Annotated in this window: 24 protein-coding genes; 15 read left to right on the top strand and 9 right to left on the bottom strand. The window is 57.6% G+C overall.

The window, feature by feature from the left end:
* Positions 1–180 precede the first annotated feature (180 nt).
* From FZP69_RS21995 to FZP69_RS21950, 10 genes are all read left to right on the top strand, one after another.
* Positions 181–882, top strand: a complete 702-nt coding sequence (locus FZP69_RS21995) for a hypothetical protein (protein WP_152043572.1) — start codon at positions 181–183, stop codon at positions 880–882.
* Positions 883–1269: 387 nt separating this feature from the next.
* On the top strand, positions 1270–3885 hold the full coding sequence (locus tag FZP69_RS21990) for a vWA domain-containing protein (RefSeq protein WP_152043571.1): 2616 nt from the start codon (positions 1270–1272) through the stop codon (positions 3883–3885).
* A 90-nt stretch (positions 3886–3975) separates the two neighbouring features.
* Complete coding sequence (locus tag FZP69_RS21985; protein WP_152043570.1) at positions 3976–4992, top strand: hypothetical protein; 1017 nt, start codon at positions 3976–3978, stop codon at positions 4990–4992.
* Between the two features lie 186 nt (positions 4993–5178).
* On the top strand, positions 5179–5556 hold the full coding sequence (locus FZP69_RS21980) for a hypothetical protein (protein WP_152043569.1): 378 nt from the start codon (positions 5179–5181) through the stop codon (positions 5554–5556).
* Between the two features lie 235 nt (positions 5557–5791).
* The gene (locus FZP69_RS21975) at positions 5792–6040 is read left to right on the top strand and encodes a hypothetical protein (protein WP_112080365.1); all 249 of its coding nucleotides are present in this window, start codon (positions 5792–5794) and stop codon (positions 6038–6040) included.
* A 971-nt stretch (positions 6041–7011) separates the two neighbouring features.
* Positions 7012–8361: an orc1/cdc6 family replication initiation protein gene (locus FZP69_RS21970; RefSeq protein WP_152043568.1), complete on the top strand. Its 1350-nt coding sequence runs from the start codon at positions 7012–7014 to the stop codon at positions 8359–8361.
* A 422-nt stretch (positions 8362–8783) separates the two neighbouring features.
* Entirely contained in the window at positions 8784–9437 is a 654-nt protein-coding gene (locus FZP69_RS21965; RefSeq protein WP_152043567.1) for a DUF192 domain-containing protein, read from the top strand.
* Positions 9438–9856: 419 nt separating this feature from the next.
* Positions 9857–10177, top strand: a complete 321-nt coding sequence (locus FZP69_RS21960; RefSeq protein ID WP_152043566.1) for a hypothetical protein — start codon at positions 9857–9859, stop codon at positions 10175–10177.
* A 557-nt stretch (positions 10178–10734) separates the two neighbouring features.
* Positions 10735–10950, top strand: coding sequence for a hypothetical protein (locus tag FZP69_RS21955; protein WP_204960121.1), 216 nt, complete (start codon positions 10735–10737; stop codon positions 10948–10950).
* Positions 10951–11026: 76 nt separating this feature from the next.
* Complete coding sequence (locus FZP69_RS21950; protein ID WP_152043565.1) at positions 11027–11587, top strand: hypothetical protein; 561 nt, start codon at positions 11027–11029, stop codon at positions 11585–11587.
* Positions 11588–11646: 59 nt separating this feature from the next.
* On the opposite strand, the gene FZP69_RS21945 is transcribed toward FZP69_RS21950, so the two are convergent.
* A complete protein-coding gene (locus tag FZP69_RS21945) occupies positions 11647–12000 on the bottom strand; it encodes an amphi-Trp domain-containing protein (RefSeq protein WP_394350175.1) in 354 nt (117 codons plus the stop codon).
* Between the two features lie 39 nt (positions 12001–12039).
* Positions 12040–12453 (bottom strand): MarR family transcriptional regulator, encoded by a 414-nt coding sequence (locus FZP69_RS21940; RefSeq protein WP_152043564.1) that lies wholly within the window; start codon positions 12451–12453, stop codon positions 12040–12042.
* A 128-nt stretch (positions 12454–12581) separates the two neighbouring features.
* Here FZP69_RS21940 and FZP69_RS21935 point away from each other — a divergent pair, with 128 nt between their 5' ends.
* Positions 12582–13130, top strand: coding sequence for a hypothetical protein (locus tag FZP69_RS21935; RefSeq protein ID WP_112080372.1), 549 nt, complete (start codon positions 12582–12584; stop codon positions 13128–13130).
* 57 nt (positions 13131–13187) lie between these two features.
* Here FZP69_RS21935 and FZP69_RS21930 read toward each other — a convergent pair whose 3' ends face one another.
* From FZP69_RS21930 to FZP69_RS21915, 4 genes are all read right to left on the bottom strand, one after another.
* The gene (locus FZP69_RS21930) at positions 13188–13367 is read right to left on the bottom strand and encodes a hypothetical protein (RefSeq protein ID WP_152043563.1); all 180 of its coding nucleotides are present in this window, start codon (positions 13365–13367) and stop codon (positions 13188–13190) included.
* A 101-nt stretch (positions 13368–13468) separates the two neighbouring features.
* Positions 13469–14602, bottom strand: coding sequence for a tyrosine-type recombinase/integrase (locus FZP69_RS21925; RefSeq protein ID WP_152043562.1), 1134 nt, complete (start codon positions 14600–14602; stop codon positions 13469–13471).
* A 595-nt stretch (positions 14603–15197) separates the two neighbouring features.
* Complete coding sequence (locus FZP69_RS21920) at positions 15198–15533, bottom strand: hypothetical protein (protein WP_152043561.1); 336 nt, start codon at positions 15531–15533, stop codon at positions 15198–15200.
* Between the two features lie 1013 nt (positions 15534–16546).
* Entirely contained in the window at positions 16547–17551 is a 1005-nt protein-coding gene (locus FZP69_RS21915; protein ID WP_152043560.1) for a Cdc6/Cdc18 family protein, read from the bottom strand.
* 143 nt (positions 17552–17694) lie between these two features.
* On the opposite strand from FZP69_RS21915, the gene FZP69_RS21910 reads away from it, so the two are divergent.
* From FZP69_RS21910 to FZP69_RS21900, 3 genes are all read left to right on the top strand, one after another.
* Positions 17695–18027 (top strand): hypothetical protein, encoded by a 333-nt coding sequence (locus FZP69_RS21910; RefSeq protein WP_152043559.1) that lies wholly within the window; start codon positions 17695–17697, stop codon positions 18025–18027.
* Between the two features lie 75 nt (positions 18028–18102).
* A complete protein-coding gene (locus FZP69_RS21905) occupies positions 18103–18528 on the top strand; it encodes a hypothetical protein (protein ID WP_152043558.1) in 426 nt (141 codons plus the stop codon).
* Positions 18529–18623: 95 nt separating this feature from the next.
* Positions 18624–19271, top strand: a complete 648-nt coding sequence (locus FZP69_RS21900) for a hypothetical protein (protein WP_152043557.1) — start codon at positions 18624–18626, stop codon at positions 19269–19271.
* A gap of 7 nt (positions 19272–19278) precedes the next feature.
* On the opposite strand, the gene FZP69_RS21895 is transcribed toward FZP69_RS21900, so the two are convergent.
* Positions 19279–19737 carry a winged helix-turn-helix transcriptional regulator gene (locus FZP69_RS21895; RefSeq protein WP_152043556.1) on the bottom strand — a complete coding sequence of 153 codons (459 nt, stop codon included), beginning with the start codon at positions 19735–19737 and terminating at the stop codon, positions 19279–19281.
* Between the two features lie 171 nt (positions 19738–19908).
* On the opposite strand from FZP69_RS21895, the gene FZP69_RS21890 reads away from it, so the two are divergent.
* Positions 19909–21678 (top strand): transposase, encoded by a 1770-nt coding sequence (locus tag FZP69_RS21890; protein WP_204960119.1) that lies wholly within the window; start codon positions 19909–19911, stop codon positions 21676–21678.
* Positions 21679–21985: 307 nt separating this feature from the next.
* On the opposite strand, the gene FZP69_RS21885 is transcribed toward FZP69_RS21890, so the two are convergent.
* Together FZP69_RS21885 and FZP69_RS21880 are read right to left on the bottom strand one after the other, a co-directional pair.
* Entirely contained in the window at positions 21986–22384 is a 399-nt protein-coding gene (locus tag FZP69_RS21885; protein ID WP_152043555.1) for a hypothetical protein, read from the bottom strand.
* A complete protein-coding gene (locus tag FZP69_RS21880; RefSeq protein ID WP_152043554.1) occupies positions 22377–23315 on the bottom strand; it encodes a ParA family protein in 939 nt (312 codons plus the stop codon). The genes FZP69_RS21885 and FZP69_RS21880 overlap by 8 nt, the downstream gene beginning before the upstream one ends.
* Between the last annotated feature and the right edge of the window lie 215 nt (positions 23316–23530).

The following is a 23530-nucleotide window of genomic DNA, read 5'->3' as shown; positions in this document are numbered from 1 at the left end:
GTTCACAAGCGTAAGTGTGCGCCGGCGACCATCGCCTCCGGCGAGCCGCACAATACCGCCCAGCTCGGCGTCGGGAACTTCTCGGTAACGTTGTCCCGATCGAGCGAATCCGTGATATCACATCTGTAAGAAGGTAATAGAAAGCCGATTCTTTTCTCAGACGTGAACCAACTGGACGCTATGACCGACCAACCGGCGGTTGCAAGGATCACACGGGAGACCCATTCCCATGTCCTACAAGTGAATCAAGACTGGTGGAAGGATGTCAAGGCTGAATACACGGAATTTGATACCTTCAAGAATTACTTCAAGAAGGACGCAGCCGTCGAGAGAATTGCTGGGTTTGAAGACGAAGACGGAATTCAACAGTTGATTCACAACCCTCCCGACGAGTGGATTGACGATGAAGACCTACAGGAGGACGTTCTAATCGGCGTCGTCAGCAGACTTGTGGCGCAGCACGCTCTCGCCCACATCGCCGATGAGGAGTACAACACGCTTTCCAGACTGCTTGACAACGAGGATTTTAAAATGGTCATCGTGCGGATGAGCGCGTTCTTCGAGGAGTTTCTGAGTGTGCAATGTATGATGAAGCTTCGGGACGAAAAGATGGAGGATATAGCCAACAAGGACTTAGACTTAGTCGAGGAGATGGGTCACTCTGACCGTATTCGGCTGGCCCGACTACTCCGCGTACTCGATGAGAAGCAGCACGGATATCTGCAGCGTATGGCGTCTCGACGCAATGAGATTGCGCACACCCCGTGGTCATCAATCGATGAGGAGAAGGAAGAGGATATTCGAGATGCTGCCATTAAGGCACACGACGCACTGTACACGCTGTTTGATGACTTAACAATCAAGACGGCAGTTCCGGGTTAACTTTGGCAGGAAAATTAAAATCGAACCGGAATAATCGATCTTCTGCTCGGGCTGGAAGCCCACCTCGAATCGAAACGCATCGTCGCTACGCCTCGGGGCATTCTCTCGTCCAACCACCGCTCCATCTCCAACTCGCCGATCTCGTCCCGTGTATACGTTCCTATCTCCCCCGATAGAATCGCACTCAAACACGACTGAGCCTCTGTATCTCGCATGCTATTTCTACCAGCTGCTGATGGTGTCGACAGAGTCGCAAGTTCAGATTTTCCGTCTACCCTCAATAATTACCCCACGGTTCAAATTATTGTACGGTTGTGGGGTAACTTTGCGTCGGCGATTTATCAGCCGCAAGGGAGCGGAGAGGTCCGATACCTCTCATTCCACATCATGTCCGATACCAGTTCCTCGGTCACATCGAACGCCACCGTCGAGACGTTCACTCCCGACATCAACGCCCGAGTGAGGGCGTCAGCTGGTCGGCGCGACCGGCTCCGGGCGTTCCTGCAGGGCCATCTCCCGCCCGGCGTTGACGTCGAAGTCGTCCTCACCCCTGCGGTACAGACGGCGGCGGTCCTCCCTGCCGACGTCGACGCGCTGGTCAGCAGTGACGCAACCGACCTCGAACGACAACAGGCCGCTCAGTTGCTCGACGGTATCGACGCTGCGTTTCTCGTACTCGTCACGACCGCGCCAGCCCCGCTGGAGCGGGTGCCGCTGAACGACCAGCTCACCGCCGACCACGCCCACCAGTTCGGGCTCGCCTTCCACGAGCTCCTCCACATCCTCAAGACCGCGATCGCCCCAATCGCCGCGTTGCTCGACGCCGAGGTCGACCCGGAATACCATCAGCACGTCCACGAGCTGATCAACATCGTCGAGGACGGCGCAATCGAGCACGAGGCGATCCACGGCGCGAACTTCAGCGACACGGCCGAGATCCGGCTCGAACTCACCCGCCGAATCCACTCGCAGACTCCCGACGACCTCGGAGATGGGCAGCAGGCACGCCTCTCGTTCTGGGACGCGGTGACCACCGCTCTGTACGACGCCGCGGTGTACCCGACCGGCACCACCGAAGTCCTGCTCGACGGGGACGACGACCGCGTCGGGTTCGTCTCCGAGGCCGACGAGATCGCCTTTCGGTCGGTACAAGATGCGCTGACTCAGCTCGCCGTTGATGCCCTCGCTATTCGAGGTGTCGCCCTCGACGACGCGACCCACAAGCACGACAAGACCGCCTCGGTCGAGCGGGCCCGCCGCGTCATCGACACCTGGACCTCGACGCTCCAGCCGGTCGTCGCGAGCGCCGTCGAGCCAACAGGCGGCTCGCAGAGTCACGGTGGCGCTGACTCGGGAACTGACAGGCACGACCACTCGCCGCAGGAGGAGGGGGCTGCGAGTACTCCCGAGGCAACTGGGGTCTCGGTCGATCGCGAGGCAACGGCGGACCCGTATCAGGACGTGTTCGACCATCCCGCGGTGACGCCGGATCCCGCCAGAGAGGATACGGACGGCACGGTCAGCTCTCCCGAGCCGGATACCGAGGACGTCACTGGTGACACCGCATCGACCCCAGTCGACCAGAAGGGTGACGAGCAGAAGCGTGATCAAGAGCCGTCGATAGCGGACGGCGATTCAGCGTCGCGGGCAGACTCGTCCATCGAACGCGGCGAGGAGCCAACGGAGCACCCGTCGAGATCCCACGCACTCGCGGCGGCTGTCGAGCGCGCTCGCGAAAATCGGGACGATTCGGGAGACAGGACTGATCCATCGTCTCCATCAGCTAAGATAAATGAACGAGCCACTCTCGACAACCGTTCGTCCCAGACATCACTCGATTCGTTCGACGTCGGGGCGACAGCCACCGAATCTGCGGAGACTAACAACCTGAGCGGCCCCTCGAACGATCCAATCCCGTCTGGCGAGGATGATCAGATAGAGCATCGCGATGGAGATGTCGAGGCCGCAGCAACGGACGAACCGGAGCCGGGGCCAGCTCACGAGCGCGTCGAGCGGGCCGCACCGTCGCCGGCAGGGTACGGGCAGGCGCTCGAACACGACCGTGAGGTCGCCCAACAAGAGGCAGTCCGAGAGCAGGTCGACCGGGAGGCTGTCGAGCGAGAGCTTCGCGACCTCGGTGACATCTTCAATCGGCGGCACCAAGGCGACGAGGACCACCGGGAGGACGGGACCGAGACGGGTGCAGGTGGGAACGGTGCCGGACCGGAGCGTCTCGACGACGTCATGTTCGTCCCGGTCAGCGACGACCTCGTCCCACCGGGGCAATGGAGTGGGGTCGAGGACGGCGCCGCCCGCGTCGCGCAGGTCCTCGAAAAGGAGCTCGCGCTCGAACGACAGCGAGGAACCCGAACCGGGTTGACCGCTGGTCGGTACGATACTCGTGCCGGTCATCGGCTCGCCATCGGCGATCCACGGGTCTGTGATACTCCGACGCCTGGTCGCGAGAAGCGCTACGCCCTCGTGCTCGTGCTAGATCGGTCGGGGTCGATGCGCAACGGTAGCCCCCCGAAAATCGAGGTTGCAACACAGGCGGTCGCCCGGCTCGCCGTCGCTGCCGAGGAACTGGGGATTCGTGTTGCCATCATCGACTTCATCGACGGTCAGGCTCGCCTTGTGAAGCCGTTCGCCGTCGAGTCGCGTCACGTCCAGACGACGCTGCTCGATGCTGACTGCGGTGGTGGGACACCGCTAGCCGAGGCAATCGGTCTCGCCCGGACGGTTGTCGAAACACAGCGTGACGAACCACTGATCATCACCGTCACCGACGACCGCCCCAGCGACATCAAGACGGTCACGCGCGAACTCCAGGCATCGTACGCTCCGGTGTGCTCGTTGACCATCGCGACCGACTGTGACCCTGGGACGTTAGCTCCTGATGCATCGGCGCTGGCGCCGTACTATGAACGACAGGCGGCGGTCTACGACATCGACGCCATCGACAATCGTCTCGACCAGTTCGCGAGTCTTCTGACCGGACTGTGACTCGTCCGCTCTGAGTTGGCGACAGAACAGTCTACATGGGCGTCTCAGTGCGGCCTCGTGCCGTTTTATCCACCACAGAGGAGTGAGGCCATGACGACACGACGAATTCATTCCAGCAACGGGAGCCTTCCGCCGCTCTCGCTCCCGCCAGGAGCGCTCGCGAAGACCGATCAGCAGCACCGCTACGACGTCGACGACGAGCCACCGACCATCGAACCGATCGAACATCGCATCCGACTCGATTTCATGACCGCGGGTCCAGTTCATCGCTCACAGCTCCTCGGCCAGCACAACCCGTGGACGGCTGATTCCAGCGAGGCTGACCCGTGGCGAGAGGCAGGCCAATCGAAGCCGTTCGGCTTGCTGTACGCCGAGGAATCGTGTCGACGAACTCTCGCCGAAGAACGACGGTACTACGACCGTGTCGAGGCAGACCCGTCAGCAGAGTTGGACGACGTCCCCGCATTTCTCGCTCACCGGTTACAGATGTGCCGGGAAACTGATGATCCGTCTGCTGCCCTTGAGGAAGAACGAGCACGTCGCGAACGCTGGTACTCGACGGCCATCCCATGGAGGAATATCTATCACGTCCTCAAACGTTCCTCATACGGCTCGCTCCTACCGCCGTCGGTCGGACGTAGCGCCGACATCGACGAACTTACTGAGCACAACGCATTCGTCGGAATGGTCGTCGTCGACGACGGGGCTGACGTCCGGACGGTCGCACGAGAACACGAGATCCCCGGTCGATTCGTTGTTCACGAACGCGATCTCTCCTCAAGCGCCGTCGAGTGTGCACCATTGCCGAGCGACTTCGGAATCGACCTCCCGGCTCCGCTGCTGGTCGGTGAGTACGCCAGCGGAAGCCGATATCCGCTATTGCCCTGGTCGGACGGGCTGGTCTGCTCGTGTCCGTATAAACACGATCGGCCCTGGCGGGTACTGTGTAAACACGAGCTGCTCGCGTCTATCATTGCCGGCGGCGTCGACTCGATTTTCCTGCCGGTCACTCGGGGACTGGACATCCCGCATCGGGCGCGACGGTTCGTGAGTCCGGCCATCGCCAGCCGTCACACGCCTCGGACCAACTCGGAACTTCACCGATGAGTCTCCAGCGAGAGGATCTGCGCACGTAGATCGCCATGAGGTTACCCCACAAACTGATTCTGTTCGTCTCTGTGGGGTAACTCAGCGACAGTTAAAATTCAAACTCTCGGGATCCGGCCAGACTCGGACCAGAGAATTTTTCGTCGCGAGCGGAGTTATTAATCGGTCTCCCCGTCAAGAGATCACATGTCTCCATCTGGTGAGGAGTCTCCAAACGACGGCGACGTCGATCTCGACGCGATCCAGTCCGACCTATCGGACATGCAATCCAGCCTCGCTGACCACTACGCCCTGCTCGAACGTGGCCCCGAAATCCGGGACGAGCACGTCATCGAGAGTGAAGTCGAGGTCGTTGTCCCGCCAATTATTGCTGATTACGTCCGGGCGGTTGTCCGCGAAGCTGCCGCGATGACCGTCGAGGAACGTGACCAGTTCCTGTACGAGGAGTTAGTCGGGTTCGAAGTGCGGACCACACGGTACCGCTTCCCTGACGGGGATGTTCTCGAAGCTGGTCCGGATAGGGTCGTGCTCAGGCACCCACCTAACGGGAGTGTCGAAGGCTAGTGGCCGGTACAGGAATCTCGGTGTGATCGGTCGATTGAGCCCAGTATTTACCCCACAGTACAGAATATAATTCTAAAATCGTGGGGTAACTCACCACTCAACTTTGTCGGTCACGAGCGATCATTTCCAGGACAACCACTCGGAAGAGCGTGTCAGCCGTCCGTCAGCCAAATTGCGGGTGTTTAACACCACAAGAGGACGAATTGGCATCACGAGTGATCGAGTGTGAGGGGCTATGTTTTCGGATGAACCGCGATCGTTGCCCGACTGGATAGAGCGCGGGTACGAAATCCTCTCGTCCGAGATCACGGAGGGTGGCCACGGCGAGGGACTTCCACGTGATAGCGCTCGCGATACGCTGATTGGTCACGAGGACTTTCCGGACAACCCAGATGACGCGGAGTACGCGATCGACCAGCTCCTGAACTCGGGGTGGCTGTACGAAGTCGCGGGGAAGCTCCGGATTACCACACCCGAGGAGTAGCTGCCACTCTATACTCCCTCAAGAAGGGTTCGTGAATACTCGGTGAGTCGGAGAACTGGTCGATACATCAGGTCTCGAGCGGCGTCGTCGGGGAGCGAATAACTGCTCGTCACAGGACGGTAGCAGGATTTGTCGAGTGAGACAGCAGTCGTGACAGGCCGTGATGGGTGAGAGAATGCAAGAAGACCTGGACGGTCGTGGAGACCGCCAGACGAGGACTGGGGACGGAACCCCCACACCCCGTGTGCGATATGAAATCTCGAACAGACAGGGGAGGGGGCATCGGCGCAAGAGCCGCTGACTCGCCCACATCCACGGGAATCGCGAGAGAGACACCGTAAGACGGCAGATTTGAGAAAAGATACTATTGAAGGAAACCTTCAAGTAATAAGCGTTTGAACCATATCCGCAATAGACCTAGACGGAAAACGACCGAACGATTGGTTCGGTCGAGTATCCGTCAAGTGTTCGCGTTCTGGAGCTGTAGTGGTTCCGCGTCTTCCCGTCGATACGTGGCGTCTCTGGCCGTCTCCCGTGTGTTGGGTACTGTTTTCTCGCCCTGTAGGACGTCCTCCTATGACGGGAATTCATATCGCACACGGGGTGTGGGGGTTATCCGTCCGCCGATCTCTCTGTACTTCTACCTTCTCGACATCCCTGCCGAGTACCACCGTCATCCAACGCTTGCCGAAACCTCCCGTGCTCGAGGTCTTGGTCAGTCCCATCCGCAAGCACGTCACCATGACATCGACCCGACTATCGACGCACCGTGCGTCGGGTCCACGACATCTACCTAACCGAGCAGATTTCATATCGCACACGGGGTGTCGTCTGGTGATTTGACTTCGCCCACGGTTCGTGAATAGGACAACGTAACCTCGATATACTACCTGTATCGTCCGATCCCGGCGGAGTTAATCTCGCACGCGGTCCCCGCCACTTATTTATAAAACGCAGTATATCAGGCTACTATGGGCGACGGCGACGGTGATGGACAACAATCTCTCTCTCAGTCGATCAAAGGCCGTCTCCAAGAAGGCGTCCAGAATTCCGTTTTCAAGAACAAGAGCCTGCTCGACCCGGACACAGTTATCGACGAGGACCGGATCGTCGGTCGGGACGAGCAGCTTGACGACACCATCACCTACCTCCGTCCTACGCTACAGGGGAACCGTCCCCCGAACATGCTGCTCTATGGACCGTCGGGGACCGGAAAGTCGCTAATAATCAACGCGGTCTGTGAGCAGGTCATCGAACTCGCTGAGGGGCAGGACATCCGGTTTGGCGTGGTCAAAATCAACTGCCAGACGATCAAGTCCCACGACCGGGCGGTCTACCGGCTCGTCGAGAATGCCGCCGCCCAGGCAGGCGTTGAGGTGGGCGTCCCCGAGAGTGGGGTCTCTACCGACCAGAAGCTCATCCGGTTCTACGAGATTCTCTCCGAACACTTTGACTCCGTGATCATCATCCTCGACGAAATCGATCTGCTTGCTGGTCGCCAGCGAGACCCCAACGACGAACCTGCCTACTCGAAACTGCTGTACCAGCTCTCGCGTGCATCTCAACTAGGCCGGATCGAAGGCCACGTTTCGGTCGCTGCCCTGACCAACGATCCTCGATTCATGGAGGAGCTCGATGGCAGAGCGGAGAGTTCGTTCAATCCGCAAGACATCGTCTTTCCAGACTATGACGCGAACCAACTCCAATCCATTCTGGAGCGTCGGCAGGACGCATATCAGGACGACGTCCTCGAGAACGGTATCATCCCGCTCAGCGCAGCTCTTGCCGCACAGGATCACGGAGACGCGAGAAAGGCAATCGACCTCTTCCGAAAGGCCGGCGAGATCGCCGACCGTCGCGATGAGGACCGGATCCGCGAAGAACACGTCCGGGACGCGCAGAAGGAGGCCGAGCGCGACCGTACACTCACCCAGATGCAGGGCCTCTCGACGCAGAAGAAGCTCTCGCTGTACGCGACCGCTATCGTCCCGGTCTACTCGACTCGGTCGTTAAGTACGGTCCCGAGTACTGTGGCGTACCGCGTGTATCAGTACATCACGGACCTGCTGGATGCCGACGAGAAGTCCCGTGACTCCTATCTTCGGTATATGAACGAGGCGGAGACGTACAACTTCGTGACGTCGAAGAAACGAGGCCGGGGCTACGGCGGTGGTGTTCACAAGGAGTACGCGTTCGTCGACGACCCGTCGGTCGTCGCGGAGACTCTCCGCGAGGATTTCCGGCTCGAACAGGCCGGTCACGATGAGGACCTCATCCGCTCTGTGGTGAACGCCCAGATCGAGGAGTTCTTCGATACCTAGTTTCAGCAGAATATTTTCGAGCATCTCGAATTTCATTTCGCACACGGGGTGTCTTACCCGACGAGGTCTGCGGATTCATATCGCACACGGGGTGTATCTCGGCTCCTCGCGAGCCCGTCCCAATGTCTCCCCAAACTACCACTTCGAATATGTTTGTCTGACAATGATAAACACGATTTCATATCGCACACGGGGTGTCCCCCCGAACGTATCAACCGTTTCATCTCTCACACGGGGGGTGGCTCCGAGAAGCTCACGGGATTTCATCTTGCACGCGGGGTGTCCAAATTAGCCGGCAGCTCCGATATCACCGGATTCATATCGCACACGGGGTGTGGAGCGGGTGTTCGAAACGATGTACGCAGTGCGTACTCTCTGAACGTTCATGCCCCTGTACGGCCGAGTTCTCGTATCACGGGACGATGGCCGACAAAAGCCACTCTGTATCAACTGCTGGCCCGTCTGATCGCGAGGATCCAGGCGGAACCTCCGTCTCTGTGTCTGCGCGCCGAACAACGGTCGTCGCGGTACTGGTCGTCGGAGCGACGGTCTTCGCTGTCGCTATCGCTGCCGTTCTCTCCGGCGCTGGAGCGTCCTCACCGGAACTCGAGTCGTCGGTCATCAACGAGGACTCGCCATCCCACCGGGTGTTCTTCGAAAATCAGCGCGGGCAGACCCTGTGGGTCCATGATGTCTGGGTGGCCGACACCGGGCCCGAGCGCTACCAGGGCCTGAGCGGGACTGAGTCGCTTCCTGCCGATACAGGCCTCCTATTTGTCTACGACCAGGAGGCCGCCGACCGGGCAATTGTGATGCGGGAGATGCACTACCCCATCGACGTCGTCTTCATCGATGGCTCGGGGACCGTTACGACAGTCCGCTCGGCGACGCCCGAACCCGGAGTCCCCGACGACGAGCTCACGCACTACCCCGGGCGAGCGCGGTGGATCCTCGAGGTTCCACATGGAACCGCAGAGCGACATGCCATCGTTTCGGGTACATCTGTTCGGATCACCGGCCCGACGCATGCGTTTGACTCTCACTGGGAGATCCCTCCCGAGTGTGATTCGATATGACGACACCGACACGACCTCCTCGCCAAGCATTCCCGCCGAGCCGGTTGCTGTCTCGGGCCGGGCGCTCCCGCCGACGTATACTGAGTGCCGTTGCGACCGCCGGACTCGGCGGGCTCGCTGGCTGTATGCAACTCCTCGGCTCATCTGAGAGTCGCAGTAGTGATCAGTCATCAGGCGGGTCCTCGACGACGACCGAGACGGACGAGACCCCGGTCTCGACGACGCCCGCTGACCCACCCCTGACGAGTCCGACTGACACCGACGAACAGTCCACACCGGAGGGACCGATGCCTGCGCTTCAGACTGAGGGGCCGGTCAATAGTCCGCCGACAAATGACGCTCCGTACGAGGACCCCGTCGACGGACTTGCGCTGACCGGAGTGACTGTTCGTGTGGTCGAGGAACGTCGGCGAGACAGTATGCTCCGGCTAGACGACCAGCTCTCGATCGGTGTCGACGACACTCGCTTCGAGGTGCGCGGGCGGGGGCACGTCGAGTGGGAATGCGACACTGTCGGGCTCAGGACGGTCGTCGTCGACGGTCGCCACGCCCGGGTGTACGCCGAGACTCGAGCGATCGAGTCCTGCCGGACGCCGGACAACCCGGCAGGTCGGGGTCCATGGGCGATCTCGTTCACTATCAGCGGGCGATTCGAGGGAGGTCGACCCGACGCGCTGACGGCGAGCATTCAGGGCCCGTTCATCGACAACTCGGGCGTGTTCGTCACGAAATCGCTGTGATGCTCCAGAGATCGATCGGTGAGTCCCGTCTACAGTAATTTATCGATTCCAACGGCATGAGGGAACCCCTCAGATGGGCCCCCAACCACAATGACTCAGCAACCCAACCGTACGAGTTCTTCGACCCGATCAACGCGCTGTGGCCGCTCGGCTCACGATTTTCGACAGACGCAGTTCGACACCGACGGCTTGTCAGCTGAGACGCCACGGTCAGAGGCAACGCTGGTCGCATACGGCCTCCGGGTCGATTCTTCGATCCCGCGATCCAGACTGGCGGTGCCTGCGAGCGACGCCTTCGTCGACGACCGGCCACCTCGACGGATCGAGCCACGGGCCGACCAACAGTGTCTCCTGTTCCCGACTAACGATCCGAATCAGCAGACGCTTGAGGGCGACTCCGCCTCGATTCGATTTCTCTTCGAGGACTAACCTGTGTCCCGATCACGAGCGAGGCGACCCACGAAGGGCCAAGTTACCCCACGATCCTCGGCCAGTCGACTTTGTGGGGTAACTCTACGCAAACGGAGCCCGCGAATCGGGCCTCCGGAGGAGGCACCGTGAGGAGCACAGATACTGGCGGGATTCAAGAGAAGCTTCCACCGGAGAAGTTCCTCGAGACCGACCACCCGCGGCTGATCCGCGCTGGTGTCGTCTGTATGCACGACATTGAGACCGTTCGAGCATACGTCGCTCACGAGAATCAGCATCAGCAACGAGGGTGGGTGCTCCGGTTGCTAGCCACCCGTGCAGCGACGCTCCGAGAGAACGAATAACCCGCTATCTTCGAGGGCTCGCTGGCACATACTCATATCCCACCATGACGGACAACTGACTACGTGGTGTGTTCCCATGGCAGTCAAACCCGGATCCGGCGGTGACCGCGACTTCGTGACGATCTTCAAGACTGGCTCGGTCGACCGCGACGACTACCCCGAGCTTGCCGACCACCTCCTCGAGGGACGGACCCAACTCGCTGCGGAGACTGGCTACCTGATGAAGTTCGGCGACATCTCACATCGGGGCTTGACCCCCTTCGACGTTGCCTCGTTGCACGACGTTCCGGCGTACCCCCTCCCGCACGCAGCACTGGAATCACTGCCAGCGCATGTCCGAGCCGACTTGGAGCGCGATGGCGCCGTCCAACTATTCGCTGCATACGATCGGGACGCTCACGAGTTCGAAGACGTCGCGCTCGCGTGGGAGGAGCAGGACTTCCTCGAGCGACTTGCTGAGCTGATCGCCGGCGACTGCTCGGTCCACGAGGCGATCGATTGGGTCGTCGTCGAGGAAGCCGAGCGCTACGCCATCGGCCAGTGGGCCCGAATCCGAGACGTGACCGAGGATGCCGTCCGCTCGAATATCAACTCAGCCCGGGAGAAACTGCTCGCCGAGGAGGACCGGGAGCACTGATCGAGACGATCTCGCTGGTTAGTACCCGTGGATGTCGGGTCTGGGCTATTCGATCGGAGTCATTCGATAGTCAGGTCGCCAGTACTGTCTGCGTTTTCGTCCCATTCCAGTTCGAACTCGAGTTCGATCTCTCCCGACCCGCCGGAGTCCGAGGTCTCGCGTTCGACCTCGACCTCGAACTCGATGCGGCTCGGAGGCGTGAGCGTCACCGACTCGGCGCCAGCCTCCAGCGTGAACTCCTCGCCAGATTCGAGACGATCCGCAACGGTCCGTAGGTACTCGGCTACTTCAGCTGTCGTCATGTCACGCTCGAACGCGAATAGTGTCTCTTCAGGCATCCTCCGAGATTCGCAGCACGAGTGCTTGACTGTACGCATCAGTGAGACGGTGGTTGAACTCTCTCCCTCACTCACCGACGACGCCGGCGTCAGGATCGACGTCGATTCCGAACCTCAGACGTCGCCGGGACGGGGGGCGTTCTCGTACTTGACCATCTTCTCGGGCTTGTCGGAGATGGTGTTGTAGATCTGCTGGAGGGTCTCCTCTGCAGCGAGCAGGTTGTGCTCCTCCAGAAACGCCCGTCCCTCGTCGGTGAGTCCGTAGAACTTCCAGGGGTAGCCCTGTCGACGCTGGTCGTCGTCCAGGGCGACTTCCTTGACGATACCGGCGTCGATGAGCTTCTGGATGTGCTTGTAGACAGTGGCGTCGCTCACACTGGGGTTGAGTTCCTCGAGTTCGTACATCGAGGGGAGCTGCTCGGGATGCTGGAGGATGTTGTTGATGAGTGCGAACCGCGTCTGCTGGGTCACGAAGTGGACGAGTTCGCGGGTCTCCATCTCCTCGGCGGTCCCCAGGTCGGTACTCATACGACACAGTACGCACTTCGACGGCAAGTAGTTTACTCTCAGGTAAACCACTCCAGAGCAAACCAGTCGTACTTAACTCGGTAAATTACTCCATAAATCATATCTCACGACAGTGAGACCGACCACGTATGCCCGACGAGGAGCCGCCCGTTCCCGAGGACGTTCTGAAGAGTGCGAAGGACCAACTCGACGACGAAGAGATCTCACTGGCGGATAACGAGGAGATCCTCCACGCCCTGAGCGAGTTGACACCGGTCTACGAGAACGACCGGTCGTATTTCGTGTTGGGGAACTACGACCGGGAACCGATCCGCCGGCTGAACCTGGTCGTCGACCGTCTCAACCGGCGACAGGACGCCTACGCCTTCCGGATGGTCGACATCCGTGGGGAGTGGGACAACAGCATCCAGAAGTTCTGCCTGATCGGCGATATCGTGACGTACCTCGTCGGGGTCGCCGAGAAGGAGCCGAGCGATTTTCTCGTCGAGCAGGGGTTGCTCGTCGGTACGACGGAGTTCTTCGCGAAGAGTCACGTCCTCAAACGGGAGTACGAGGATGAAGAACACCCCTTCGGGTGGATGCAGGACGGCGTCTTCGAGCTGTTCGACCAGGAGGGACGGCTGTATCGCTGGCAGACTGAGGAGGAGCTCGTCGACGTGACCGAAGACCTTCCGTGACGGCGAGTAGAATGATTTGCTGCCTAATCAGCCCCAGTCCGCATCAGCGGGGGCCGGTCATTCGGGATTATGCTCCTCGTCGTCTTCCTGTGTCTCTGACTCGATCGGGTCGACCGCGGTCTCCATCCAGGCCTCGATGTCCTCGTCGGAGAACCCACCATCGATACTGTCGGCTGTAGCGGCGCTGTGGATCCCTGCCGACGCGACCGCGTGTTCGGCGGTCCTCTCGAGAGTCATATCCGAACGAAGTCTGCCGAGCCGCAAAAGGACACTGCCGAACCGTTCAGAACGGTCTCAATTGGATCCTCGAAACGACCTGATGGCAGGTAGAGCCGATACTACTCGTCGAGTGCTCGTTCCAGTCGCTCCCGGCGTTCGGCAACGTTCTGTTCCCGGTAGGACTCATGAGTAGTTTCGATCGACTCGTGTCTGAGCAACTCTTGAGCGAGCTCGGCGTCCTGCGCGTAGAGGTCGCTGCCGAGGCCACGTCGGCCGCCGTGGGGTTTGAGATACTCTCCGTCGATGTTGAGGTCGGCCGCATCGCAGAGTCGTTTCATCAGTGATCGAGCCCCGTTCTTCGAGAGCGCCGGCGGCGCGATCCCGTGGTCGCGGAGGACTGCCATCGACGTCGACTCGTCGAGTGCCGTCTCGATCTCCTCGGCGTCCCACCCCCGAGCGTCGAGCCCCTCCTCGGCGGCGTTCGCGAGCGATGCGTGATGCCGCGTCGGGAACACCGGCCAGTCCTCGCCAGCAGGGTTGAGTACCGAGTGGTGGCGCTTGAGCGCGTCGAGGACCCGGTCGGTCAGCGGGATCGGCTGTCGTTCGCGAGTCTTTCCGAAGACGACGGCGATGCCTCGTTCGAGGTCGACGTCCTCCCACCGGAGGCCGTTGCGGTGGTCGTCCCGCGGGTCGGCGAACAGTTCGGCGCCGCGAGCGCCGGTCAGCGCGAGCATCGTCACGATGGCCCGGTCCCGGAACGCCCGCTCTTGATTGTCGGCCGACTCCTCCAGCGTCGCGTACGCCCGCTCGTCGACGAACTCAAGCAGCGCTTCTCGTGTTTCCGCCGACCAGAACTGTCGGTCGTGATCGCCGTGGTGTTCCGGGAGCGCCTCCTTCACACGGTTCGGTCGGGCCGGGTTCGCGTCGATCCGCTCGTCGTCGACACACCAGCCGAGAAAGGCCCGGACGATGGTGAAGTATGGTCCGTTGGCGTGGGCCGAGGCCGCTGAGAGAGCGTCGTCTTCGTCGTGGACCCGTTCCCGCAGGTGCTGGGCGTACCGCCGGCAGTCGATGACAGCCAGGTTCTCGAGGTCCGTGATCCCTCGGTGGTCCGCCAAGTACTCCGCGAAGGTGTCGAGGACGACTCGGTTGTTCGCCCGGTAGTTGCCGGAGTCGAGGCTGGCCAGACGCGCGTCGATGGCGGCCTGGAGATCGGTTTCGTCGGGTGAAGCCCCGGGGTCGGCGGCTGTCATCGGGATGGATTCGCAGATGGCGGCCACCCACTTCAGTTTGGTGTGTCTTTCTCTTCTAAGACACACCAAACTGTTTAAACGACGAAAACCCCGTTTCTAACGTTCTCAGAGTTCCAAACCCCGGAATCTGGATTTATAAACTGTATGCCGCTATACTCAATCTCGCCACGGCGTCTCGACAGAGGTTGGCAGTTTGGATTTCTACAAACCACCAATTCGTTAACTTGTTCACCTATACGACTCGTGACTCGATTTAGAGTGGCAATTCTTTAGAGATACTCGTGTCGAAATTGGGACTATTCAGGTTACGACATCTCAGCTCATACAAAGGACCCTACAACATCGACTAGACACTCTGAACGTTAGATAGAGAAGAGACACCGAACTACTCATAGTTAGTTCATATACAATTGACTATGCCCTACACCGACGGGAAATTCCTTTGTGAACGTGTGTTCATCGAGGATGACAGTGACGGTTATTGTACCGGGGGCTACTGAAATCAGTTGTTCAGGTGTTACGTTGGGTTCGCTTGCTATCGAGCTATCTCTATCGTGGGTAACAGTATGGTCAACGGTAATCACTGGGCCGAAAATCAGAGACCGTACTCCTGACCCAACCCTTCTATCGAGTTATTGAGCCGGTTCTCAACAACCAAGATGACTTCACGTGCCCCGATTGTCGCGCTCTCCCGTCGTGCCCACCTACTGAATGATTCGGTGTGACCGTCCTCTCTGACCTGAGTTGTCGATTCTAGATACTCAACTGATTCACGGGTAATCGTTTTCTCTACTGTCTCAGCTTCCCCTTTTCCCCGCGTCAGTTCGCTATTGGCGAGAACGTCTGCCCTCGTTGCGCTTGCGACTGCCGTCCCACCTCCTAACGCGACGGCAGTCCCACCACCTGCAATAAGAAATGTACGACGGTTCATAGAAGTAGGTAGCAGAGGAACCAAGAAATATCTCTGGTTCTGCCAGACTTGGTTGACCGATTCGTACACTCAGCTGAGGGTTGTGTAATAGGAGAAAACGTTTGCTTCATGCTGTATAGGCCGATGTATGGATGATTTATCGACAATTGACCAGTTCGGGGGAGTGATTGTTGTTACTGTGATACTCGCTGTGCTGATTTGGGTAATTGACAGCGTACTACTATTTGGAATCTCGCCGTTTCTTCTGGCTGCGACCGTCGTAGTATATCTCTTCATCCTGCTCATCTATACAAGACGAGATAGAAAATTGGTGGCTTGTACATCCGGTTGTTCGCAGGTAAACACCCTTGACTGCCCCCCCAGAAGGCACTTATCAAAAAGTGTAGTAGTACAATGTAACAACCATGCCCTCCTCTCGACGGGACTTCGCACGCGGTCTCGGAATCGTTTCAATAACGTGGTTCACGGGTTGCTCGTCTGCAGGTAACTCGGCCCCCCCGCCACCATATAGTGGTTCGGCTTACGCCGTGGAAGAGCCAGTAATTAACAGCAATTCGTCAATTTTGGAGGAAATTCCAACCATCCGAAGGGTGTCGAACGGAACAAGTGAGAGTGCGCTACTGGACGAAAAGGAAGCCCAGTTGTTATCGGAGCGAACAAATGCCTCGGTTGAAACCGGGGGAAATCATACCACGATATTTGTTGCATTTAGTGAAAAAGTTACGGAATTGTCGGTCAGGCCGATGACTGATTCGTCACAGTTCCGTATCGTTCGTGAGTCCAGCGACCCTCTGTTGCATTGCGATAACCCACGATTCGAGAATATGACGACCATACAACGAATAGTGAACGAGAAGCCGGAACGTCCAATCAGAGTACCGGATAGTGAGGTCGCACAACTACGAAAGGCGATTTCGAGTGATGATTCTCATCGAGTCTACATTGAATGTGACAATAGATTCACTCTCTTAACGGTGACCCGTCCCGCTTGACCGATACACAGATTGTATGCGTTAGACTACTGAACAGTACGTCCGGCCCCGGTTTTCTCCCTCGGCTCGGACCAGATTGTACCGTTCCATCTTCTGCAAGTAGTTCCGTACCATGCGGTCTGACTTTGGGTCGTCCGCTCGCGCTCGGTACTCCTCGTACAGTTTGCTCGGGGCAATTTCACTAAACTCAGTAACTATCTCATAGAGGATACGCTGGTCTGCTGTGAGCTTTCCTATGTTACGTTGTCTGATTTCCGACTTCGCTTCCGAAACCGCCTCTCGGAGTACCTCGTCAGGAATCGTGTCGAGACCGCGTTGAGTGGTCCGTCGAGCAGCTACACGCAAGACTTCGATACCCACGCGTGCGTCCCCGGCTGCTGCGTCGGCAATCCACTCCAACTGCTCTGTGGTCACCACGTCCTCTTGCAGTCCCCACCGGACACGTGGCTCCAGTATCGACACGAGTTCGTCTACAGTGTAGCGGTCGAACTGAATGCGGGTGGCCGTGCGAAGCCGACTCGTCAGTCGCTCGTTCAGCGGTTCGAACAGTCCCTCTTCCTGATTAGCGATGAGGACCAGCGTCAGCTTCCGCGTTCGGTGCAACTCGTACAACACACGCTTGTCTTCTAACTGGTCCACCTCGTCAAGGATGACGACGTACGGAGGGCCGTCGTAGTCGCGGAGCCGGTCGAGAAGCTCGTCTCTCGGGGTTGATTGGCGATGGATGTCGAGTGTGCGGTCGATGCCTTCTAACACCCGATAGAGCGTTTTGAACCGGGAGTAGTCTTCCCAGCAGTTGACGTACTGGGTGTTGAGGTTGAGGACGCTCTCTTGGAGTTGTTCGGTGATGTACCGAGCGATGCAGGTTTTCCCCGCACCTGAAGGTCCGTGAAGGAACGAGACCTCGCCTTTCTGTCCGTTGGTAACAGGGTCCAGTGCAGCGGAGAGTGTGTTTACTTCGTGAGTACGGTGTACCACGTCCCGGGGGACGAATTCAGGTTGCAGCACCCGAGCATTCTGTATCATGACGGACAGTTTCTTGTCTCAGAATATTAAGTGGAAGTGGGTGATTTCCACTTTTCCAATTTCTATCGAGTTGTCAATTAATCAGAACGAGTTCTGTTTCAGATGACTCGGGAATTTATGCTGTTAGAAGTCAGTTATGTATCATGAACTGGAAAAAGGTCATTGCTGGTGTGTCTCGATATGGGCTGGTTTACGCGGGAGCGACGGTCTTGGTGGTAGGATTAGCCACTCAAAGCGAACTGGCGGTTGCTGCGTTATTTATAGTCGGGTTATTGCTTCTGCTGTTCGTGTTTGGAGTCGGGAACGTGCGAACTGGAGAACTTTCAACGGTGGGAGGGGAGCAAAACGTCAATAATCAACTCGCAGACGCTCATATTGACCACCATCAGTACGTGAGTGCGGACCAGAAGCTGTTCTTCTACGGTTTGGGCCTTGCGACCCTTGGGTTTGGGGCGATGGTAGTATTAGGAGGCTAACTCCGAAAACACAATGACATATATCTACGCCCGTGATTGAACAAAGTACTTAACGCCCAAAACGATTTGACAATTATGTCAATTTCTGATACTTCTCACAATTACTTGTTGGCTCGAACCGGTGCGGTATTGCTCGGTTCGACACTCGTTGTTGCGGGTCTTCTCGGTATAGTTGAACTACACGGAGCCGGTGGACGCTTAGTCCTTCTTTTCCAATTATACGGTGTAATTGCAATACTGGGCGGGGCGGCACTCATTTACGCAGGTCTCGTTGCTCCAGACGAATTCAAAAGAACCACCGTGTTCGTACTCCGAGTCGGCGCAGGAGTTGTCATAGGTCTCAGCCTTCTTACAGGCGCGGTAGGAGTCATCGGTAATGGAGAATTGGCACCGTTCTTTGTCGTAATTGGAATCATCGGTCTTGCTGTAGCGTTTGGACTCGGAGTTCTCGTGATATTCATCAAGCGAACCGTGTTTGGCTCAATGGCAGACGAGACGTAACGTACCCCTGTGGGGTTCTCTCGATAGTATTCTTCGTATTGGAATATCGGAAGCATCACGCCCGGACTTTCTACTGATTTCTCTTCATGTATCGTATGGGCAATCTCAGTCCAATCGCGTTCGACATCGAAACCTCTGGTTTGGAACCGGGTTCAGTAATCACCGTTGCAGGTCTCACCACTGACATGGGTTCGTGGTTAGCTCTGAACACCACAGGTCGGGAGACCGATGCGGGCCGACTCGCCACCGACGTGGAACACGAGTCAGGCTCAAACGTGCGAGTGTCGGTGTATCAGAGCGAGCAGCGGCTACTTGCGGGGTTAGAAGACTTCGCGACTAGTGTCATCGACGGCGACCGGCACTACCTGACCGCGTACAACGGCGAGCGGTGGCGTGGTGGATTCGACCTGCCGTTCCTGCGTCGGGCGTGCGTCCGTCAAGACGCACCGTGGCCGTTCCCCGATGTAGCGTACTCGGACACGATGGACATGGTAGAGGGGTTCGACACGGGTGACGCGAGCGACCTTGTGGGAGTCTACGATGACTTGATAGGTGGCGACGACTGTGACCCGTTCGACGACAGTGCGAGCGCCGTGACAACTCACGAGAACGGCAACTGGGTGCCACTCTTATGTCACAACCTTGCAGACACTCAGCGTACGAGAGAACTCGCGGTGCTGGCTGGTCGTTACATCCCGAAATCAGGCTTCAAGATGAAGAATCTCAGCCCGCCAGACGCCTGACTTGTCTTCACTCTTCGGCCATCTCTGAAAGGGCACTCCGTTGGATAATGGTGCGAAGGTTCTCTTCATTGAGTTTTGAGTTTCCTAAGTTTGGTGGGTTTGTCTCGATTGTCTCTTTGAACTTGTCACAACCAGCCTCAAACTGTTTGAGTGCCATCTTGTACTGCTGGTATTCCAAAACGAGCCCCTGTTGGAATAGTAGCACGCGAATGGTTGCCCCTCTCGGTGTGAATACGTATTCGTGAGTGGTCCCTCGTTCACCAGCAATCGGTCTGGGCTCTAAGAACGAGACCTCTTGACCCTCAGCCAGCCGGTTTGCGAGTGTCGGTCGGCTAATCGGGAGTTCATCCAGTAGCTCTTCGAACCGGGACCCTTCAGGGCTAAGCTCGCAGAGTAGCTCGATAGTGCCCTTTCTAGAGAGATACGCACTAGGCGAGAGAGTCATCACTCCAATCGTGAACTCCACACACCATTATTTCTTAACCCAAGTTAGAATTTAACTTGAGTATTCGCGTTTTCTTTTCCTTCGATTGGCTCCGAGATACCCTAATGAGAACCCCGTATCGTAGCTGGAAGAAGTGGAAATGACACGCCGAAGTATAGTTAGAATCTAATCAAACGGTTGCAGCATCCATCAATGACAGAGGACAGTAGTTTGCCACGTGATAGGCTCGCGGAGTTCGTTACCGAGATTGGTGAGCAGACGGAGGACCTCTGTCATATCCACAACCACATCACTCGCGTCATCGCAAACCTCGACATCGATGACGACTGGTTCTCGGACTACGATGACCCTGACCGGGCGAAGTTCGACCTCGATGCCGTCGTCCAGATGTTCCTCTACCAGCACGCTCGGGGGTTCAACCAGTCCGAACTAGAGCGCCGACTGAAAGGAGCGGCCTACGTCTACATCCGGTTTGGTCTCGGGAGCCCACTCAGTCAACAGATTATCAGCCACAATTGGCGAAATCGGTTCTGTCATTCCGAACGGCAGGCCATCGAGACAGTCGCGGAGCAGATTCGGAAGGTCTGTGCCGACAACGACATCATAGATACTGGCGAGCCCGCGCTCGAACCAAGCGATGTGAACGCCAAGCACGGCATCGGAGAAGAGCAAATCATGGACGCTGTAGAGCGAGCGACGGAACTGGGGTTTACCGAGTTCTCTGCCGACCGCGCATCGAACGCTAAGTACCCGTTAGAAGCGTTTTTCGAGCGACAGGGCTATTTGAACATGGCCAAAGCGGGTACAACGACGCTTCGGCGGCGGTTCGCGCGGTTGAGTGACCGCTCGGAAGTTCCGCATGGCTCCACTCACAATCGGACGATGAAGAAGGTCGCCAGTCCTGATTCACAGACGATTTTGGTAGACTACGAAGATGGACAGCGACCACTCGACTGGAAGCGGATTCGCGATGCAATTCTGCCAGCGTTTCACGCGGGTGTTGAGAAACAGTTAGACGAGATTGCTGGTCGCGACCGGCAGGGTCTCCGCGAGCCACTGATGGCTGCTATCGACATCACGACGTTCAATTTCTGGCCGTCACCGTTCAGGAACGAGAAGGAAGTTGCGTGGGACGAAGAACCCGTCGTGAGTGAGAGCGGTCGAGAAGTGTATCCCAAAGAAGACTACCCCGAGATGGTGTCGGGATTCAAGCCCTCGAACAAGGAGAAGGCGGAACGCGGGTACAAGTTCGCCACTCTGTCCATCGTAGCCGAGGAGACGCCAATTATCCTCGCTATTGAGCCAGTGCGCGACGAACGGTGGTGGGAGAAGGCAGACGCGAACGTAGACGTGGAGCGGACACCGCGCGTGGACATTGTAAACCGTCTAATGGAACAGGCTACGCGCCACGTAGACATCCACAAGGTATTCTGCGACCGTGAGTTCGACGTACACGGTATCCGCGACGCCCTTGACAGGGGGAGCGTTCAGTACGTGATTGGTAAGCAGGAGCGTTCGAATTCTGACGCGATAAATATCAAGGAAATTAAAGAGGATACGGTGTACGACACTCGTATCGAACACGCCGAGTTATGGCATGAGGGGCGGATGCATAAGGTGAGTATCATATACAAGTCGGGAGGTGAGTACTCGCTGTTCACGGTAAACGGGTGGGTTGATGAGCATAGAGCAGAGGCACTCATCAGTCAGTATCGGCATCGGTGGACGATTGAGAACGAGTACAAGGATATCAAGGCGCATTTCCTCCCACAGACGGCGACCAAGGACTACCGGATTCGCTTCTTGTACTTCGTGATTGGCGTGATACTACACAACGTGTGGCGACTCGCTAATTTCGTGCTGCGTGACGAAATTGATGTACATCTCGGTGAGTCTCCGCCGCTCCGTGCTGGCGAAATCGTCGAACTGGTCGGGTTTTGTCTGTTCGACCCGGGCGGTTGAGGCAGGCGGAGTTTCTGAGTTTGCTTCGATTCTGGTGAGCGACGGCGCTCTTGGATTCACGAGATTTTGTCTGTATTTTGGCAATATTTCTGACATGAGGCGACTGCTGATGTTGCTCAAGCGTCGAATCTAATTCGTGGACAGCTTTCACGTCTCAGAGGGGTCACCAATCCTCAATTTTGTTTGTAGATATAGCTAAACAGTCATGTTCAGTCTCGACTCAGTCTGGCAGGTATTCAGCCCCTAATGCGGACTCCGTCTGCTGATTATGGCACTTATAGATAGAAAGCTATTCTAAAATAGAAAGCTATTCATCCGATTCAGAACGAGCAGACCGAGCCTGCTCGAATCGCTCTGCGACCTCTTCCACGAGGCCCTCCTCGACGACGGTTCGAAGAAGCGCATCCGTCATCTCTCGAACTACGATATTCTGGTAGCCTCGTTGGTTGAGCTCGCGTTCGAGTTCGTACTTCATCCAAGAGTCGAAGTCGTTGATGCTCTCTTCACGAGCGTAGAAGGGCCGCTGCTTGGCTGCCTCGTATGAAAAAGCAGTATCGGTCACGGGATCGTAGCCATCGCTGGATTCCTCAGAGCTACTGCTCTCCGTGGTGGGAGAGCCTGACTCTGACCCTACTTGCGATTGCTCCTCCTCTGGGTCGTCTTCGAGCGTCTCCCCGAGGTCGGCAAACGGATCGTCCTCAGCCATGGCGGATCACCTCACCTGCCTCGACGATGTGCGCCAGCTCGTCGAAACACTTCAGTTGGTCACAGTCGGGATCGTAATCCAGCAGTGGTTTGCGCTCGCCGTAGGCCTTCGTGATGTTGGTCCGGTCCCGGATGCCTGGTGAGGGACTGAGATCGCCGGCGTCGACGGCCTCCCAGTCCGTGATTCGCGCGAAGTTCGGGATTCGGTCTTGGAGGTTATCGTGCGAGTTGAGTCGTTCGAGTAGCTGGCGATCCTGCGTCTGCTGGTCAATACGCCCGCTCAACATATTCGGAACCAACGCCAGTACGTCGACGTCCATATGTTGCCGAAGGGGTGAAATCTGTCGCTCGATGGTCCGCTCTAGGCCGGCCATCGCCTCGTTCCCGGGGGCGAGCGGAAGCACCAGATTCGCCGTCGCGACGAGCGCGTTGTCCGTGAGTCGGGACCGGTACGCCGGTGAATCTGTGACGATGTAATCGTACGTGTCCCCGAGAAGTGGGTCGACGACTTCCCGCTTGAGCAGCGCAGAGGGTTGGAATACGTCGCCGACGACGATCTCCCGCTCGACCTGTTCTAAGTCCTCGCTGGAGGGGAGGATATCGAACTCGTAGCTGGTATCGTAGACAACAGAAGCCGGGTCAGCATCGTCGAAGAAGACGTCGCCGATGGTTTCCTCGGTGTTGTGGTACTGGTCGTCAAAGCCCAAGCCGACGGACGCGTGGCCGTTCGGGTCTAGATCGATGAGGAGGACATCGTGGTCGTGTGCGGCCAGCTGCCGGGCGAGGTTAACAGCTATCGTCGATTTGCCGACGCCCCCCTTCAGCATACACACCGAAACAGCCCGAGAGTTCCCAGCGGTCTGGATTGAATCATACGGGCTATTTGGGCTATTTGTTCTATCTATACTATTCTTGCTATCTGGACCACTCATACTATTCAGCAGTATCAACCCCTCTCAACTTAAATCTGTGGCGAATAGCTCGAATAGTTTCTATTCAAAAACTGTACGCTATTTTAAAATAGTATACTGTTCGGAGATAGTTAGAATAGAATTTGTGAACGTGGATCAAGTAGCAAGTGCGGCGTAGAAACCTGCTGGCATACGTTCGTAGTGGCGCGTTCGCCCTTGTCGGTACAGGAATTTAT

The sequence above is a fragment of the Salinigranum salinum genome, from assembly GCF_009176545.1.
Lineage (GTDB): Archaea > Halobacteriota > Halobacteria > Halobacteriales > Haloferacaceae > Salinigranum > Salinigranum salinum.
This window is presented reverse-complemented; position numbering and strand designations above follow the sequence as displayed.

Coding starts and splice junctions, on each gene's coding strand:
- FZP69_RS21970 (WP_152043568.1), top strand. CDS start 7,012: ATGGGCGACGGCGACGGTGATGGACAACAATCTCTCTCTCAGTCGATC.
- FZP69_RS21985 (WP_152043570.1), top strand. CDS start 3,976: ATGACGACACGACGAATTCATTCCAGCAACGGGAGCCTTCCGCCGCTC.
- FZP69_RS21995 (WP_152043572.1), top strand. CDS start 181: ATGACCGACCAACCGGCGGTTGCAAGGATCACACGGGAGACCCATTCC.
- FZP69_RS21900 (WP_152043557.1), top strand. CDS start 18,624: ATGGGCAATCTCAGTCCAATCGCGTTCGACATCGAAACCTCTGGTTTG.
- FZP69_RS21980 (WP_152043569.1), top strand. CDS start 5,179: ATGTCTCCATCTGGTGAGGAGTCTCCAAACGACGGCGACGTCGATCTC.
- FZP69_RS21990 (WP_152043571.1), top strand. CDS start 1,270: ATGTCCGATACCAGTTCCTCGGTCACATCGAACGCCACCGTCGAGACG.
- FZP69_RS21890 (WP_204960119.1), top strand. CDS start 19,909: ATGACAGAGGACAGTAGTTTGCCACGTGATAGGCTCGCGGAGTTCGTT.
- FZP69_RS21925 (WP_152043562.1), bottom strand. CDS start 14,602: ATGACAGCCGCCGACCCCGGGGCTTCACCCGACGAAACCGATCTCCAG.
- FZP69_RS21915 (WP_152043560.1), bottom strand. CDS start 17,551: ATGATACAGAATGCTCGGGTGCTGCAACCTGAATTCGTCCCCCGGGAC.
- FZP69_RS21910 (WP_152043559.1), top strand. CDS start 17,695: ATGAACTGGAAAAAGGTCATTGCTGGTGTGTCTCGATATGGGCTGGTT.
- FZP69_RS21930 (WP_152043563.1), bottom strand. CDS start 13,367: ATGACTCTCGAGAGGACCGCCGAACACGCGGTCGCGTCGGCAGGGATC.
- FZP69_RS21880 (WP_152043554.1), bottom strand. CDS start 23,315: ATGAGTGGTCCAGATAGCAAGAATAGTATAGATAGAACAAATAGCCCA.
- FZP69_RS21965 (WP_152043567.1), top strand. CDS start 8,784: ATGGCCGACAAAAGCCACTCTGTATCAACTGCTGGCCCGTCTGATCGC.
- FZP69_RS21920 (WP_152043561.1), bottom strand. CDS start 15,533: ATGAACCGTCGTACATTTCTTATTGCAGGTGGTGGGACTGCCGTCGCG.
- FZP69_RS21905 (WP_152043558.1), top strand. CDS start 18,103: ATGTCAATTTCTGATACTTCTCACAATTACTTGTTGGCTCGAACCGGT.
- FZP69_RS21940 (WP_152043564.1), bottom strand. CDS start 12,453: ATGAGTACCGACCTGGGGACCGCCGAGGAGATGGAGACCCGCGAACTC.
- FZP69_RS21935 (WP_112080372.1), top strand. CDS start 12,582: ATGCCCGACGAGGAGCCGCCCGTTCCCGAGGACGTTCTGAAGAGTGCG.
- FZP69_RS21975 (WP_112080365.1), top strand. CDS start 5,792: ATGTTTTCGGATGAACCGCGATCGTTGCCCGACTGGATAGAGCGCGGG.
- FZP69_RS21960 (WP_152043566.1), top strand. CDS start 9,857: ATGCTCCGGCTAGACGACCAGCTCTCGATCGGTGTCGACGACACTCGC.
- FZP69_RS21950 (WP_152043565.1), top strand. CDS start 11,027: ATGGCAGTCAAACCCGGATCCGGCGGTGACCGCGACTTCGTGACGATC.
- FZP69_RS21885 (WP_152043555.1), bottom strand. CDS start 22,384: ATGGCTGAGGACGATCCGTTTGCCGACCTCGGGGAGACGCTCGAAGAC.